The organism is Janthinobacterium sp. SUN026, from assembly GCF_030397625.1.
Taxonomy (GTDB): domain Bacteria; phylum Pseudomonadota; class Gammaproteobacteria; order Burkholderiales; family Burkholderiaceae_D; genus Janthinobacterium; species Janthinobacterium kumbetense.
On sequence record NZ_JAPQNU010000003.1, the window covers coordinates 18,991 to 34,284 of the forward strand.

Annotated in this window: 13 protein-coding genes and 2 tRNA genes; 7 read left to right on the forward strand and 8 right to left on the reverse strand. The window is 64.8% G+C overall.

Going from position 1 to position 15,294, the window contains the following annotated elements:
* Window positions 1-76: 76 nt before the first annotated feature.
* From OX459_RS14810 to dkgB, 3 genes are all read right to left on the reverse strand, one after another.
* The gene (locus tag OX459_RS14810) at window positions 77-1,321 is read right to left on the reverse strand and encodes an FAD-dependent monooxygenase (RefSeq protein ID WP_289905615.1); all 1,245 of its coding nucleotides are present in this window, start codon (window positions 1,319-1,321) and stop codon (window positions 77-79) included.
* A 66-nt stretch (window positions 1,322-1,387) separates the two neighbouring features.
* Window positions 1,388-2,317: an LLM class oxidoreductase gene (locus OX459_RS14815; RefSeq protein WP_289905616.1), complete on the reverse strand. Its 930-nt coding sequence runs from the start codon at window positions 2,315-2,317 to the stop codon at window positions 1,388-1,390.
* A 1-nt stretch (window position 2,318) separates the two neighbouring features.
* A complete protein-coding gene (gene dkgB / locus OX459_RS14820) occupies window positions 2,319-3,143 on the reverse strand; it encodes a 2,5-didehydrogluconate reductase DkgB (RefSeq protein ID WP_289905617.1) in 825 nt (274 codons plus the stop codon).
* Window positions 3,144-3,329: 186 nt separating this feature from the next.
* On the opposite strand from dkgB, the gene OX459_RS14825 reads away from it, so the two are divergent.
* Window positions 3,330-3,405 (forward strand) — tRNA-Phe (locus OX459_RS14825).
* Between the two features lie 132 nt (window positions 3,406-3,537).
* On the opposite strand, the gene OX459_RS14830 is transcribed toward OX459_RS14825, so the two are convergent.
* On the reverse strand, window positions 3,538-4,077 hold the full coding sequence (locus OX459_RS14830; RefSeq protein ID WP_077399286.1) for a DUF2058 domain-containing protein: 540 nt from the start codon (window positions 4,075-4,077) through the stop codon (window positions 3,538-3,540).
* A gap of 266 nt (window positions 4,078-4,343) precedes the next feature.
* Here OX459_RS14830 and OX459_RS14835 point away from each other — a divergent pair, with 266 nt between their 5' ends.
* Window positions 4,344-4,649 (forward strand): PsiF family protein, encoded by a 306-nt coding sequence (locus tag OX459_RS14835; protein WP_046682222.1) that lies wholly within the window; start codon window positions 4,344-4,346, stop codon window positions 4,647-4,649.
* Between the two features lie 50 nt (window positions 4,650-4,699).
* Here the strand turns inward: OX459_RS14835 and OX459_RS14840 are convergent, their stop codons facing one another.
* A complete protein-coding gene (locus tag OX459_RS14840; RefSeq protein ID WP_289905618.1) occupies window positions 4,700-5,419 on the reverse strand; it encodes a hypothetical protein in 720 nt (239 codons plus the stop codon).
* A 33-nt stretch (window positions 5,420-5,452) separates the two neighbouring features.
* Window positions 5,453-6,754, reverse strand: coding sequence for a transcriptional regulator PtsJ (ptsJ, locus tag OX459_RS14845; RefSeq protein WP_289906097.1), 1,302 nt, complete (start codon window positions 6,752-6,754; stop codon window positions 5,453-5,455).
* Window positions 6,755-6,846: 92 nt separating this feature from the next.
* Between ptsJ and OX459_RS14850 the strand changes: the two genes are divergently transcribed.
* The 3 genes from OX459_RS14850 (at window position 6,847) to OX459_RS14860 (ending at window position 12,526) form a co-directional block, all read left to right on the forward strand.
* Complete coding sequence (locus OX459_RS14850; RefSeq protein ID WP_289905619.1) at window positions 6,847-7,653, forward strand: YggS family pyridoxal phosphate-dependent enzyme; 807 nt, start codon at window positions 6,847-6,849, stop codon at window positions 7,651-7,653.
* A gap of 137 nt (window positions 7,654-7,790) precedes the next feature.
* The gene (locus tag OX459_RS14855; RefSeq protein WP_289905620.1) at window positions 7,791-10,049 is read left to right on the forward strand and encodes an EAL domain-containing protein; all 2,259 of its coding nucleotides are present in this window, start codon (window positions 7,791-7,793) and stop codon (window positions 10,047-10,049) included.
* A gap of 92 nt (window positions 10,050-10,141) precedes the next feature.
* The gene (locus OX459_RS14860) at window positions 10,142-12,526 is read left to right on the forward strand and encodes a S9 family peptidase (RefSeq protein ID WP_289905621.1); all 2,385 of its coding nucleotides are present in this window, start codon (window positions 10,142-10,144) and stop codon (window positions 12,524-12,526) included.
* Between the two features lie 42 nt (window positions 12,527-12,568).
* Here the strand turns inward: OX459_RS14860 and OX459_RS14865 are convergent, their stop codons facing one another.
* Window positions 12,569-13,564 (reverse strand): cytochrome-c peroxidase, encoded by a 996-nt coding sequence (locus OX459_RS14865; protein ID WP_289905622.1) that lies wholly within the window; start codon window positions 13,562-13,564, stop codon window positions 12,569-12,571.
* A gap of 208 nt (window positions 13,565-13,772) precedes the next feature.
* Between OX459_RS14865 and OX459_RS14870 the strand changes: the two genes are divergently transcribed.
* Window positions 13,773-14,204, forward strand: coding sequence for a hypothetical protein (locus OX459_RS14870; RefSeq protein WP_099665581.1), 432 nt, complete (start codon window positions 13,773-13,775; stop codon window positions 14,202-14,204).
* Between the two features lie 41 nt (window positions 14,205-14,245).
* Here OX459_RS14870 and OX459_RS14875 read toward each other — a convergent pair whose 3' ends face one another.
* Window positions 14,246-15,016, reverse strand: coding sequence for a hypothetical protein (locus tag OX459_RS14875; RefSeq protein WP_289905623.1), 771 nt, complete (start codon window positions 15,014-15,016; stop codon window positions 14,246-14,248).
* 119 nt (window positions 15,017-15,135) lie between these two features.
* Between OX459_RS14875 and OX459_RS14880 the strand changes: the two genes are divergently transcribed.
* Window positions 15,136-15,211: transfer RNA gene (locus OX459_RS14880), tRNA-Phe, on the forward strand.
* Window positions 15,212-15,294: the final 83 nt, after the last annotated feature.

Consider the following 15,294-nt stretch of genomic DNA (forward strand, 5'->3'; position numbering starts at 1 on the left):
CGCCGCAGACCAGCTGCGGCGACCTTGAATTTTCACACCTGCCATTATCCGGCGATATCTTAAGATTCGCTGATATTTACTGATGTCCCAATGCGTGCGCGATCATTTTCCGCTTCAGGGCCGGTAATTTATCCAGCAAGTTTAATCCCAAATTGCGAACCACGCGCAACGGCTCCAGGTCGGCGCCAAATAATCGCGCCAGGCCATCGGTGGCCAGCTGCATCAACAACACGTCTTCCTTGCGCGCGCGCGCATAGCGGGCCAGCACACGCTCGTCGCCGATGCCGCGGTGCGCTTCGCGTTCGGCGATCGTCTTGACCAGCTGCGCCACGTCGGCAAAACCCAGGTTCATGCCGTGTCCCGCCATCGGGTGCACCACGTGGGCGGCGTCGCCCACCAGGGCCACGCGCGGCGCCACCATGGCGTGCGGGCGCATCAGGGTCAATGGGAAGGCGCGCACCAGCTCCGGCTGCAACGGCGTCAGCTTGCCCAGTTTGTCGTGGCAGTAGGCGGCCAGGCGCGCGGCCAGGGCGTCGGCCGATTCGGCCATCAAGGTGTCGGCCAGCGCATCGGGCGCCGACCAGACCAGCGAGACGCGGTCGCCCGGCAGCGGCAGCAGCGCGACGATGCCTTCGCTGCCCGTGAACCACTGGTGGGCCGCGCCATGGTGCGGCTTTTCGCAGGCGAAGTTGCTGACCACGCCCCGCTGGCCATAGGAGCGGTAATCGAGGCCGATATCGCACTGGCCCCGCACCCACGACTGGGCGCCATCCGCACCCACTACCAATGCGCAAGTGATGGTGTCGCCGCCATCGAGATGCACGATGGCCGAGTCGTTCGTCCATTCCAGGCGGCTGGCGCGGCCCTGCACCACGCTGACGTTCGGCGCAAATTTCAGGGCGGCGTCCAGCGCCTGGCCCAGGTTGCGGTCTTCGATGATCCACGCCAGCGTGCCCACATGGGCGCCATATGCGTCGAAACCGAGTCCGCCCGCCTGCGCGCCGTCGCCGTTGACCAGCATGGCGTCGACGGGCGCCACCCTGTCGGCCTCCAGGGCGCCCCATACCTTCAGCGACGACAGCAGCTGGTGCGCCGTGTGATTGAGCGCATACACGCGCACATCCCAGCTGGCTTCGACCGGCTTGGCGGCCGAAGGGGATGTGGGCGCAGGCGGGCTCACCGGGGATAACAGGGTGACGCTTTGTCCTGCCTGGGCAAACGCCAGCGCCGTGGTTTTCGCGATGGCGCCATTGCCGACGATGCAAACGTCGCTGTGGCTATGCATGAAGCGCCGCATGGTAGGGGGAGTGGGACTGTTCATGGAACCATTATAGCGTTTGCCCCACCCTTTTCAGATAGTCCGGAAGTACAGGACGCGTGTCCCAGATCAAGCGATGCCATGAAAGACGGGCAGCACGTGGTCCGCGATCTCCTGCATCGTCTCGGCCAGCGGGCGGCGGTTCTGCCGCAGCTGCAGGCCGATGTGCCGCACGCCGGCGTCGCGCATGGCCGTCAACTCGGCGATCAGGCCATCGCGCCCCGTGCGTGCGCCAAAACGGAAGCGCTGCAGCGGCAAGTTCGGGGCCTCGTCCAGGTCCAGGTGGATGAAGCTGACGTAGGGTTTATCTTCCCCGGCGACGGCGCGCCATTGCGCCGAGCGCCGCGCATGGTCGTCCGGCGTGCCCGGATAGGCGAGCCAGCCATCCATTTGCTCGCCTATCCAGGCGGGCGACTGCTGCGCCAGCCCTGCCACCAGCAGCGGCAAGGGCGCGGACGGCTTGGGCAGCAGGCGGATGCCGGGCGGCAGATGCGTCTCGCCCCAGTCGCGCAGCATGGCCACCTGTTCGCGGAACGCGGCGCCGCGCTGCTCGAAATCGCGGCCGAAGACGGGATATTCGACAGGACGGTCGCCGCTGGCCACGCCCAGCAGCAATCGCCCGCCGCTCAACTGATCGATGCTGGCCGCCGCTTTTAACGTCAATACAGGCTCGCGCAGGGGCAGCACCACGGCGGCCGTGCCCAGCAGGATGTTCTCCGTGATGCCGGCCAGGTAGCCAAGATAGGTAAACACCTCGAAGACCTGGGCCGCGTCGCCGAAGGACGGGTCATATAAAGGCACGTCGCGCAGCCACAGGGCCCTGAAACCGAGGCGGTCGGCCAGCTTTGCCAGCGCCGCATGCTGTTGCAGGTCCGGTTCGCCCGGCACGCGGCCGGACGCCGCATTCGCCTGGCGTCCCGTGGACGACCAGTCATTATCGAGCGGCAGTTCCAGCCCGATGCTGAAACCGCCCTGCCCGAGCTTCGTCATGGCGCCCATATCAGTCCCACTGCGGCGCCAGGCCGTCCGGGTTGGCCAGGCGTTCGCCACGCTCCAAGGTCGCCATCTGCGCCATCTCGTCCGGCGACAGGGTGATGCGCTGGAAATGCAGGTTCGCTTCCAGGTTGGCCCGTTTGGTGGACGACGGGATCACGGCAAAGCCCTGCTGCAGCGACCAGCTCAGGGCCACTTGCGCCGGCGTCACGCCATGTTTTACCGCGATGGCCATGATGACGGGATCGACGACCACCTTGCCGTACGCGAGCGGCATGTAGGCCGTGATGTGGATGCCCTGGCGGCGCGCGAAATCGATGACGGTGCGGTTTTGCAGGAAGGGGTGGATCTCGACCTGCTGCGTGGCGATTTCCTTGGCTCCCACCGCAGCGATGGCTTGCTGCAGCTGCGCATTCGTGAAATTCGATACGCCGATGGCTTTCGTCAGTCCCTGCGCCTTGGCGTCCGCCAGCGCCGCCATGTACTCGGCGACGGGAATGGCGTCCTGCGGCGACGGCCAGTGGATCAGGGTCAGGTCCAACTGCTCCAGCTGCAGCTTGTGCAGACTGTCCTTCAGGCTGGGAATCAATTTGTCGCGCTGCAGGTTCTCGATCCAGATCTTGGTGGTGACGAACAGTTCGTCGCGCGGGACGGGGCTGGCGGCGATCGCCTGGCCCACTTCGGCTTCGTTGCCGTAGATTTGCGCCGTGTCGATATGGCGGTAGCCGACGTCGAGGCCCGTGGTGACGGAATCGATGACGACCTGGCCCTGCAGGCGGAAGGTGCCCAGGCCGATTTCAGGGATGGCGGTGCGGTTTGTGGTGGCGTTCATGCGGTAATCCTCTCAAGTCAATGTCGATGGCCACACTATGCGCCCATCCTTTGTTGAGAAAAATACCGCTGATATCAAATCATATTTGACCCACAAGCAAGTAAGGCCATGCCCATGCAGGAAATCGGGGAAAAGTCGCAGCCGGCTCTTGCATTCCCGTTTTGGTCTGCTATAATTCGCCACCTTGGCCTGGTAGCTCAGTCGGTAGAGCAGAGGATTGAAAATCCTTGTGTCGGTGGTTCGATTCCGCCCCGGGCCACCAAGAATTCGTTTTACATTCAAAAACGCCACCTTCGGGTGGCGTTTTTGTTTATGGACTGTCTATACAACACGCAGGCCGTTTCCGGCCCGCAACCACTCCCCCGGCGCCGTCAGCGCCGGGCAAACATCCCTCTTACCACATCAAATCATCAGGAATCTGGAACGCCGCATACGGATCGTCCTCGTCCACTTCCGTGCTGGCCTGTTTCACGCGCACGACGATGGCGGGGTCGCGTTCGGCGATCTTGTCGGCGATGATGCGCGGCACCAGTTCCACGGCGCCGTTCAAGCAGATGATGACCAGGCGGCCCGCCACCAGGTGGGCTTGCACGGCGGCCGTCACGTAGATGCGCTCGATCTTGTTATTAAATGTAAAGTTGTACGGCACGTCGCCGTTGTTGCCCTTGCTCTGGCGATTCTTTTGCACCATTTGCGCGATCTGCGCCACGATGGCCTTCTGGTTGGCGGCCGCGTCGCGCTGGGCGTTCAGTTCGCGCGCCCGCTCGGCATTCTTGCGCTGGGTCTCGAGCGCGGCCAGGCGCACCTCGTCGACGCTTTGCGTGCCGCTCTTGCGCTCGTCCTTTTTCTGCTTGCTCTTGTCCTGGTTGGCCAGCTTGACCTTCTTCTTGTCGACCAGGCCGGCCTTTAAAAACTGCTCTTGCAACGAGACCATAACTACTCCGTATTGAGGGTGCGCCGGCCAAGGCAGCGGCATCGGCCGGTGGAAAGACGCTAGCATAGCAAAAAACAGGGGCGCTGCCGCCGCAACATGGCTGCCCGGGCCAACTGGCGGGCGCCTTCTGCCTGCCAGTAACAAAAAGACACACTCGAGTGGAAATTTTGTTGATAAATGTCATATAGTTAGTTACGTTTTGCATATCGGCATTCTCTGCCGATTGCATCGCCCCCTTCCACCGACTGCGTCTACAAGGATTTGCCATGAAACAATTAATCGCCCTCTGCATCGCCGCCGCGTTTGCCAGCACCGCCTTTGCCGCCGCACCGGAAGCGGCGCCCGTCGCCAAGACGGCCCAACAATCGAAGATGACGACCTGCAATGCGGACGCCGCCGGCAAGAAAGGCGATGAACGCAAGACCTTCATGAAGGAATGCCTGAGCGCCAAGCCGGCACCGGCCATGACGCAGCAAAACAAGATGAAAGCGTGCAATGTCGACGCCAAGGACATGAAGGGCGATGCCCGCAAGGCCTTCATGAAGGAATGCCTGAGCGCGCCGAAGAAATAAGCGCCTCGCCTGTTTGCCCCACAACGCCAGCGTCGACGCTGGCGTTTTTTTTACGGCGATGCGTACGCCTGCATGAGGCGGTCAAGGAAACCGAACAGCTGGCCGTTCATGGCGTGCCAGTCGTGGCTGCGCAAGACCGCTGGCGGCTGCACGAAGCGGTGCGGCTCCAGCATGGCCAGTTCGGCTTCCGACGCGGCGATCAGCAATTCGACCACCTCCGGCGTGAACTCCATATGGCACTGGAAGCCGTACACCAGCTTGCCGTATTCGATGATCTGGCGGGGGCAACCTTCGCTACAGGCGATGACCGTCGCGCTGTCGGTCAGGCCCGGCATGTCGCTATGCCAATGTCCGGTTTCCAGCACCTCGCCGAAATGGGCAAACTTGTCGTTCGCCCGCCCTTCCGCCGTCAGCATGACGGGAAACTTGCCGATCTCCTTTTCAGGGCTGTGCGCCTGGCGTGCTCCCAGGGCTGCGCCTATCAGTTGCGCCCCCAAACAGACGCCGACGACCGCCTTGCCCGCCGCCGCACATGCGGCAATCAGGGCCTGTTCGGCCGCGGCGTCGAAATGCGGGCATTCCTCGCGCGTCGTCGACGGCGACTGCGGCCCGCCCATGACGACCAGCAGGTCGATGTCCGCGATGGACGGGGGCAGCGGCTCATGGGCATGGACGCGGGAATACGTGGCCGCGTAGCCGCGCTCGCGCACCCATGTCTCGTAGGCGCCCGGTGCCTCGAACGCTTCATGCACGATGAAATGGACTTTCATGATGTTCCCTTTCTGTGACGAGGAATTAAGAAACTATGGCCGGCCCAGCACCTGGGCCAGCACGCCGGCGAACGCCTGCGCGCCCGCTTCATCGATGCTCGACACGGTGATCCGCAATCCCTGCGCCGGCGCCTGCACGCCGAACGCTTCACCGCCGCGCACCAGCCAGCCATGCCTGGCCAGCGCCAGCACGGCCGCCTGGCTGCTGCCCGGCAGCGGCAGCCACAGGTTCAAGCCATCGGCGGGACTGGCGCAAACGAGGCCTTGCGCCGCCAGCGCATCGGCCAGGATGCCGCGGCGGCGCGCATAGTCTGCGCGGGCCAGGGCCACCTGCGCCAGCACGTCCGGCGACGACAGGCAGGCGCTCACGGCATCCTGCAAGAGATGGCTGACCCAGTTCGTGCCGGGCGCCAGGCGCAGGCGCAGGCGGCGGGCGGTCTGTCCGTCGCTGGCGACGACGGCCAGGCGCAGGTCGGGGCCGAAGATCTTGGACACCGAACGGACCAGCGCCCAGCGCCGGGCGGCAGGGGGAATCACGTCCCGGTAGCCGGCGACGGACAGCAGCGAGAAATGGTCGTCAACGATGACCAGCACGTTAGGGTAGGCGGCAAGCACGGCGCGCAGCTGAGCCGCGCGTGCCGCGCTCAGGCTGCAGCCGGTCGGATTGTGCGCGCGCGGCGTCACGATGACGGCTTGCGCGCCTTGCGCCAGCGCCCGTTCCAGCGCCCCGGCCTGCATCCCCTCCGCATCGACCGCCACGCCAACGGCGTGCAGCCCCGCGATGCGCAAGGTGTTGATGCTGCTGACGAAGCAGGGGTCTTCCACGGCCACCTTGTCGCCCGCGACCAGGTACGCGCCCAGCAGGCGCTCGACCGCATCGACCGCCCCATTCGTCAGGGTGACGTCGAGCCCTTCCGGGCAATCGCCGGCCAGCCAGCGCCGCGCCAGGGCTTCCAGCGCCGGGTCCAGCGTGGCCTCGCCATACAGGCGCGGGCGGTAGGGCTTGCGCGCCAGGGCCGCGCCGATATCGGGCAGCCAGGCCAGGTTCGGATTGCCGCCGCCCAGGTCGGCCAGCGGCGAGCCGGGCAGCAGGCCTTCCTGCTCGCCGGGATCGCGCTGCGCGCGGATGGCCGTGCCCAGGCGCCCTTGCGTGACCGCGATCCCGGCCGTCACCAGGCGCTTGTACGCCAGCGACACGGTATTGCGGTTGACGCCCAAGGTCGCCGCCAGCTCGCGCACGGTCGGCAGCGCCTGGCCCGGCGGCAGTTCGCCCGCCTGCGTCAGCGCGCGGATGCTGTCGAACAGCTGCGCCGCGGTTTTCCCCTTCATCTTCATGATGGTCTCAGACATGATATATTTTGGCATAGGACAATCATACATCACTGCGGCGACTCCTGCCGCTTATAAGGCTGACACAAGGCTGACACATGAACAATGACACTCCCCTGCCCACTCCCACCATGCACGCACAGCATGGGCGCTGGCCGCAGGCCGTTTCCGTGGACGACTTCCGCCGCAATCTGGCGGCGGTGCATGCGCGCATGGCGGCCGCATGCCAGCGGGTCGGGCGCGATCCGGCCGGCGTGCGCCTGCTGCCCGTCAGCAAGACCAAGCCCGAGGCGAGCCTGCGCCTGGCCTATGCCGCGGGTTGCCGCCTGCTGGGGGAAAACAAGCCGCAGGAAGCGGGCCGCAAGTGGGAAGCGATGGCGGACCTGGCCGACCTGCAATGGTCGGTGATCGGCCATTTGCAGACCAACAAGGCCAAGCTGGTGGCGCGCTTTGCCAGCGAGTTCCAGGCCCTCGACAGCCTGCGCGTGGCCGAGGCGCTGGAACGGCGCCTGCAAGCGGAAGGGCGCGGGCTCGACGTATTCGTGCAAGTGAACACGTCGGGCGAAGCCAGCAAGTACGGCTTGCCGCCGGACGAAGTGGCTGCCTTCCTGCGCCAGCTGCCCGCCTTCCCGGCGCTGCGGGTGCGCGGATTCATGACATTGGCCCTGTTGTCGGCGGAAGCGGAGCGCGTGCGCCGCTGCTTCGTGCTGCTGCGCGAACTGCGCGACCGGCTGCGCCAGGACGCCCCGCCTGGCATCGGCCTCGACGAGCTGTCGATGGGCATGTCCGGCGATTATGAAATCGCCATCGAAGAAGGCGCCACCGTCGTGCGGGTCGGCCAGGCCATCTTCGGCGCGCGGGACACGCCGGACAGCCACTACTGGCCCACGGCGCAGACGGAGTAGGCGGCCCGACGCGCCCCGCAGGTAGCCGCGCAGTCAACCATGCCGAATGATCAAGATGACATGCATAAAGATAGCGCGTAATATTTTTACCATACTGCTCAGCTCGGCAGCACAGCTCCTGGGGAAAGGACGGCAGCGTGGCCGCGTCAAACGATCTCGCGCACTGGCGCGGACAGATTTTTTCGCGCCTGCTGCAGGTGGTGTTGCTGCTTGGCATCATCACCGCCACTCCCAGCGCCTTGCTGGCGGCGCGCGAAGCTATCTGGTCCATAGTCGCCCTCGACGTGCTGGCCATCGGCTGGGTCGGTCTCATCTGGCATCTGCGCGCCATGCCCTACCGCTGGCGCGTGTGGCAATTCCTCATCGTCGCCTACCTGGTGGGCGTGGGCCTGCTGTTGAAAATCGGCCCCGTCAGCCAGATATACATGATGCTCATGCCCGTGCTGGCGGCCCTGCTGCTGGGGATGCGGCCAGCCTTGTCGACCCTGGCCCTGACTTCGCTGACCATCTTTTTCCTCGGCTTGCATCCCGACGTCGCCCTGCACGTGCAGGGCGTGCCCGACTCCCCCGTGCTGCGCGCGCTGATCGTGGCCCTGAACTTCCTGTTCATCGCCGCCGTGCTGACCCTGTCCTGCGCCTTCCTGCTGCGCCACCTGGAACGCAGCAGCCAGGCCCTGTCGCAGCTGAACGCCGACCTGCGCTTGACGGCCACGGCGCTGGCCCGCCTGAACGACATGGTGATGCTCGCCGAAGTGACCGATGCCCCCGGCGGTGCGGCGCCGGCCACGCGCATCATCTTCGTCAACGACGCCTTCGAGCGCAGCAGCGGCTATGCGCGCGCCGAGGTGCTGGGCCGCAGCCTGCTGTTCCAGCAGGGTCCCGCCACCGATGCGGGCGAACTGGCGCGCGTCGCCGCCGCCATGGCCAATGCCCAGCCGGCCAGGGCGGAATTGCTCAATTACAACAAGGCCGGCAAGGCGTACTGGGTCGAAGCGGAACTGGCGCCGTTCACGGATGCGGACGGCAAGCAGACGCACTGGGTGGCCGTCGAGCGCGAAATCGACGAGCGCAAGAAATCGGAAGCGGACATCCACCGCCTGGCTTTCTACGACGTGCTGACGGGCCTGCCCAACCGGCGCCTGCTGATGGACCGCATCGGCCACCTGCTGGCCGCCGCGCCGAGAGGAAATACAATCAGCGCGCTGATGTTCATCGACCTCGACCACTTCAAGCACATCAACGATGCGCGCGGCCACGCCACCGGCGACGCGCTGCTGCGCCTGGCCGGCGAACGGCTGGCGCAGCTGATGCGCAAGGCCGACACGGTGGCGCGCATCGGCGGCGATGAATTCGTCGTGCTGCTGGCGCACCTGGCCGAAGACCTCGACAGCGCCGCCCGCGCGGCGGCCCAGGTGGCCGAGAAAATCCGCGCCGCCATCGCGCGCGACTTCGATATCGACGGGCAGTCCTATCATTGCAGCGCCAGCATCGGCGTGACCCTGCTGCCGAAAGCGGGCCAGCAGGCGCACGACCTGCTGCGCGAAGCGGACATCGCCATGTACCGCGCCAAGGCGGAAGGACGCAACGGCATCGCCTTCTTTGAAGCGGCCATGCAGGCGGGCGTGGAACGCCGCCTGACCCTGGAACGGGCGCTGGCGCGCGCCCTCGATGCCCATGCACTGTGCATGCACGTGCAGCCGCAGGTCGACCGCCATGGCCGGGTGACGGGCGCCGAATTGCTGATGCGCTGGCCGCAGGCGGACGGCAGCCATATCGCGCCCGGCATCTTCATTCCCATCGCCGAGGAATCGGGGCTGATCGTCCGGCTCGGGCACTGGGCCCTGCGCGAGGCGTGCCGCGCCGCCGCCATGCTGGCGCGGGCCGGGCAGCCCGTCGCCCTGTCCGTGAATGTCAGTCCGGCCCAGTTTCGCCAGCCCGATTTCGCCGCCCGCGTGCAGGCGGCGCTGGCCGAACACGGCACGCCGGCCGGCGCCCTGATCCTGGAACTGACGGAAGGCCTGCTGATCGACCAGCGCGACGCCTCGCTGGCGCGCATGCGCGAACTGGCGGCCCTGGGCATCCGCTTTTCCATCGACGATTTCGGCACCGGCTATTCCAGCCTCGCCTACCTGACCTCGATGCCGCTGTACGAACTCAAAATCGACAAGCGCTTCATCGACGACACGCCGCACGATGCGCGCGACACGGCCATCGTGCAAGCGATACTGGCCATGGCGCGCCACCTGGGCTTGCGCGTGGTGGCCGAAGGCGTGGAAACGCAGGAGCAGGCCGACTTCCTGCTCGCCCACGATTGCGACGGCTTGCAAGGCTACCTATATGCGCGGCCCATGCCGCTGAACGACTTTCCCGGCTGGCTGGCCCGGTATCAGGCTTAGCTTTCCGACATTTCCTGCACGAAACTCCTCCGCTAGAATACCGGCCTCATAGCCTGTACCTTCACCATCCCCTTTGATTAAAGTGATCCCCGATGCGTCTGGTTCTTCCCCTGCTGCCGCTCCTGCTGCTCTCTCTGCTCCCCGCCGCCCATGCGGCCCCATCCACCGCACCCACGCCCATCACCCTGGACCAGGCCATGGCCGATCCCGACTGGATCGGCACGCCCATCGAAGCGGCATGGTGGGGCTGGAATGGCCAGCTCTACTACAAGCAGAAACGCCTCGGCTCGCCCCTGCGCGACACCTATCAATTGCCGGGCGCGAACGCCAAATTCAATAGCGGCAAGAAGGTCGACGATGCGCAGCTGGCCAATCTCGACGGCCAGCACATGGTGGTCAACCGGGCCGGCACGCGCGCCATCCTGCTGCGCAACGGCGACTTGTTCGAGCGCGACCTGAAAAGCGGCGCCTTGATCCAGATCACGCGCGGCGTGTCCGCCATCAGCGACCCGCAATACTCCGCCGACGGCGGCGCCGTGCAATACCGCAGCGGCACAGACTGGTTCAGCTGGAACCGGCTTGACCGCCTGAGCGCCCCCGTCGCCCTGTTGCGCGCCGTCAAGGACCCGGACGCCAAGCCGGAAGCGGACGCCCTGCGCGAACTGCAGCTGCGCCTGATCGTCAACCTGGCGCGCCAGAAGGAAGACCGCGACGCCAGCCGCGAACGCCGCCATGAAGAGCGCCGCCTGGACGCCACGCGCGCGCCGGAACCGATCTACCTGGGCGACAAAGTCACCATTTCCGGCAGCGCCCTGTCGCCGGACGGCCGCTGGCTGCTGTTCGTCACGCAGGACAAGGCCGCCGAAAAGGGCAAGCTGGGCAAACTGGCCCGCTACGTCACGGAAACGGGCTATCCGGAAGCAGACGACGAGCGCACGCGCGTGGGCCGCAACATGCCGATCGCGCAAAGCCTGAAACTGGCCGACCTGCGCACGGGCCAGGTGCGCGACATCGCCTTCGATAACCTGCTCGGCATCGCCGCCGACCCGCTGGCCGCCATGCGCGCCGAACAGAAGCTGCCGCCGCTGAAAGGCAACCGTGCCGTGCGCATCGACGCCCAGCGCGACGGTATCGCCTGGACCGACGACGGCGGCAAGGCAGCCGTGCGCATCCGCGCCATCGACAACAAGGATGGCTGGCTCGCCAACGTCGACCTGGCCAAGGCCGCCCTCGTGCCCGTGCACCGCATCAGCGACATGGCCTGGGTCAACCGCCGCGCCGACGAATTCGGCTGGCTGCCCGACAACGCCACCCTGTGGTATCTGTCCGAGGAAAGCGGCTACGCCCACCTGTACACGAAAACGGGCGCGGCCCCGGCGCGCGCCCTGACCAGCGGCCAGTGGGAAGTGAGCGCCGTCGAATGGAGCCGCGACGGCAAAACCGCGTATTTCATGTGCAACCGGCAGGCGCCAGGCACGTATGAAGTGTGCGCCAGCACGACCAAGGAGGGCGGCGCGCGCGAAGTGACGAATTTGAAAGGCGTGGAAAACTTCGGCTTATCGCCCGATAACGGCAAGCTGCTGCTGCGCTATTCCACCAGCTACATGCCAGCCCAGCTTGCAACCGTTGCCGTTACGGGCGGCAAGGCCAATATCCTGACGGATACGCGCAGCGACGCCTTCAAGGCGCGCAGCTGGGTCATGCCGGAACTGGTGCAAGTGCCATCCACGCATGGCGCGGCGCCGATCTGGGCCAAGCTGTACCGCCCGGCCCAGCTGGAAGCGGGCAAGAAATATCCCATCGTCATGTTCGCGCACGGCGCCGGCTACCTGCAGAACGTGACCGAGCGCTACCCCGTCTACTTCCGCGAACAGATGTTCCACAACCTGCTGGTGGAGCAAGGCTACATCGTGCTCGACGTCGATTACCGCGCCTCGCTCGGCTACGGCAGCGCCTGGCGCACGGCCATCTACCGCCAGATGGGCCATCCGGAACTGGAAGATTTCATCGACGGCGCCAACTGGCTGGCAGCCCGGCACCAGGGCGACATCAAGAACGTGGGCATCTATGGCGGCAGCTATGGCGGCTTCATGAGCCTGATGGCCCTGATGCGCGCGCCGGAAATCTTCAAATCCGGCGCCGCGCTGCGTCCCGTCACGGACTGGACCACCTACAACCACGAGTACACGGCGAATATCCTGAACACGCCGGACGTCGATCCGCAAGCGTATAAAATCTCGTCGCCGATCGAATACGCCGACAAACTGACGGGCAATCTCTTGATCGCCCACGGCATGATCGACGACAACGTGTTTTATCAGGATTCCGTACGCCTGTCGCAGCGCTTGATCGAGCTCAAAAAGGATAACTGGGAAATGGCCAGCTACCCGATGGAGCGCCACGGCTTCGTGCAGCCGGAAGCGTGGTATGACGAGTACCGCCGCATTTATCAGTTGTTCCAGAGAACATTGAAATAAACCCCAATGCCCGCTTGATGCGGGCATTTTTCATGGACTCATTCAGTCAAACGGCACGGGCCGCGGCGTTGTATCCGACGATGGCGACAGGATCGGCAGCACGATGTGCGGCTGCTTGCCCGTCAGGGTTTTCAGGAAGGCCACCAGCTTGCCATTTTCATCGGGCGTGAAGGTGCGGCCCAGCTGCAAGCGGCCCATCACGTCGACGGCTTGCGTCAGGGTTGCCGCTTCGCCATCGTGGAAATAGGGATACGTCAGCTCCACGTTGCGCAGGGTCGGCACCTTGAAATTGAAGCGGTCCGCATCCTTGCCCGTCACGGCCGAGCGCCCCTCCGCCGTCATCGCCGTCTTGTACGGCTCGACGACGCCCATCTTCTGGAAGGTGTTGCCGCCCACGGCGGGGCCGTTATGACAGGCGATACAGCCGCTCGATTTGAACAGCTGGTAGCCGGCCAGCTCGTCTTTCGTCAACGCGCTTTTCTTGCCCATCAACCATTGATCGAAGCGGGAACCGGGCGTCACCAGCACCTCTTCAAAGGCGGCGATGGCGCGCGTGACTTGCTCGATGGTCAGCTTATCCTGGCCAAACACTTGCCTGAATTCCGCGCGGTAGGCGGGAATCGAGGCCAGCACGTCGATGGCAAGCTCATGCGTAAAAGCCATCTCGCCGGGATTGGCGATGGGGCCGCCCGCCTGCTCCTGCAAATCCTTGGCGCGGCCATCCCAGAATTGCGCCACGTTCATGCTGGAATTGAGCACGGTGGGCGAATTGATGGGTCCGCGCTGCCAGTTGTGGCCGATCGACGTCTTGATGTTGTCCGTGCCGCCCATGCTCAGGTTATGGCAACTATTGCAGGAAATAAAGCCCGAGCGCGACAGGCGCGGATCGAAAAACAGTTTCTTGCCCAGCTCGACCATGGCCGGATTGGCCACCTTGGCGGCGGTGATCGGCTGGATCGGTTCCTTGTCGGCGGCGTGCAGCACGTTGCCGAAAGTCAGGCTGGCGATGAAGAGGAAGGGGGATAAGGTGCGGCGCATAGTCTAACTCCTGGAAACATTCCCGAATCGGCGGCACGCGCCGGCGCGGGAATGCAGCGCACCGGCCCGGTTGCCACCCGTACATCGCTGGTTGGATGTTGATTTATATTAACTTTGACTAGTTAATAAGGAAAATGACCGGGATCAAGGTTCTGCCCAAGTACGAATCGCGCTTGCCATTTACGCAAGCGTGGCACATGATGAGCGCATGCAAACGCCAACCTACTCCGCCCTGCTGCGCGCCGCGTGCGCCAGCTTCCTGCTGCTGGCCGCCAGCGCCTGCGGCAGCGCCCCCACGCAAGATGATGCGCCACCCGCCCCCGGCAATGCCGGCTTGCTGGCGCAGATCCAGGCGGAAGTGGGCGCCGCCGCGTGCGATTCCACCCAGCAATGCCAGACCATCGCCATCGGCGCCAAGGCTTGCGGCGGCCCCGAGCGCTATCTGGCGTGGTCCAGCAAAAGCAATGACGGCAAGAAACTCAAGGCCCTGGCCCAGGCGCAAGCCGAGGCAAGCCGCAAGCAGCAGCAGGCGGACGGCATGATGTCGACCTGCTCCATCATCACGGACCCGGGCGCCACTTGCCAGGCAGGGCGCTGCGTGCTGCAAAAGAGCGGCCTGGGCGGCAGCTCGGCCATGTAAAAAAGCCGCCGATTCAGCGGCCTATAAGGTTCTGCAACGCGTCAGGACTGCAATTGCAAGGTCTTGACGATCTTGCTTTCCACCTTCTCGCCCGCGCCCGACATGGCATTCTTGCTTTCCTTGCGCAGGAGCAATAAATGGTCGCCGCTGACGCCATACTGGCGCGTCTCGTCCGTCTTTTGCGTAAAGCTGATGACGACAAAGGCGCGCCCGCTCACATCCACGTGGAAATGGCTGGCCAGCGGCGTGCCGTCCGCCGCGATCCACACATCGAGGCCGCCTTCGAACTTCTTCACATACTTGCGGTCTTTCTCAGGCACCTTGTCGAGCGACAAGGTAAAGCTGAGCAGGCGCGCCGGCTTGCCCTTGTAGCTATCCATTTTTTCGCCGCTGAACACGGCTTCCTCGATTTCGCGCGACAGGGTGTCCGCCGCCGACACCATGGAGCGCAGCTCCGTCGCCTTCATTTCCCCCAGCGCAAAGCCGATCGGCGCCTTGGCCTTCGGATCCTTCACCTTGGCGCGCTGCTCGGCCTCCACTTTCACCAGCACCTCCTTGCTGTACAGCACTTGCAAGCCCGCCGGCCCACCCTCGACCGCCACCGTGGCCTGGCCGCTATCCTCTTCCACCGCCTTGCCCTCGCCTTCGCGCCGCCAGGTTTTCGATTCGACCTGCGCCTTGATCGGCATCTGCCCCTGCAAGCGCGCCAGCGCCGCGTTCAACTCGGCCAACCCGTCGGCCCGCGCCGCGCCGCACAACAAACCGAACAAGCCCGCCACCGCCAGGCCTTGCACTCCAATACGTCGCTGCATCGCCACATCCCTTTCGGTCATACAAGGATGCCAAAACACCATGTTTTGGCCATCTGTTGCATTTGAACACAGCCAGCTCTGGTCAGGTGGAAAGTCTTTCTGCTATAATTCGCCGCCTTGGCCTGGTAGCTCAGTCGGTAGAGCAGAGGATTGAAAATCCTTGTGTCGGTGGTTCGATTCCGCCCCGGGCCACCAAGAATAAAAAAACGCCACCTTCGGGTGGCGTTTTCTTTTGTCCGGCACCGCCGTTCCCCCTCTGGCAAAACCATACGCGTGAC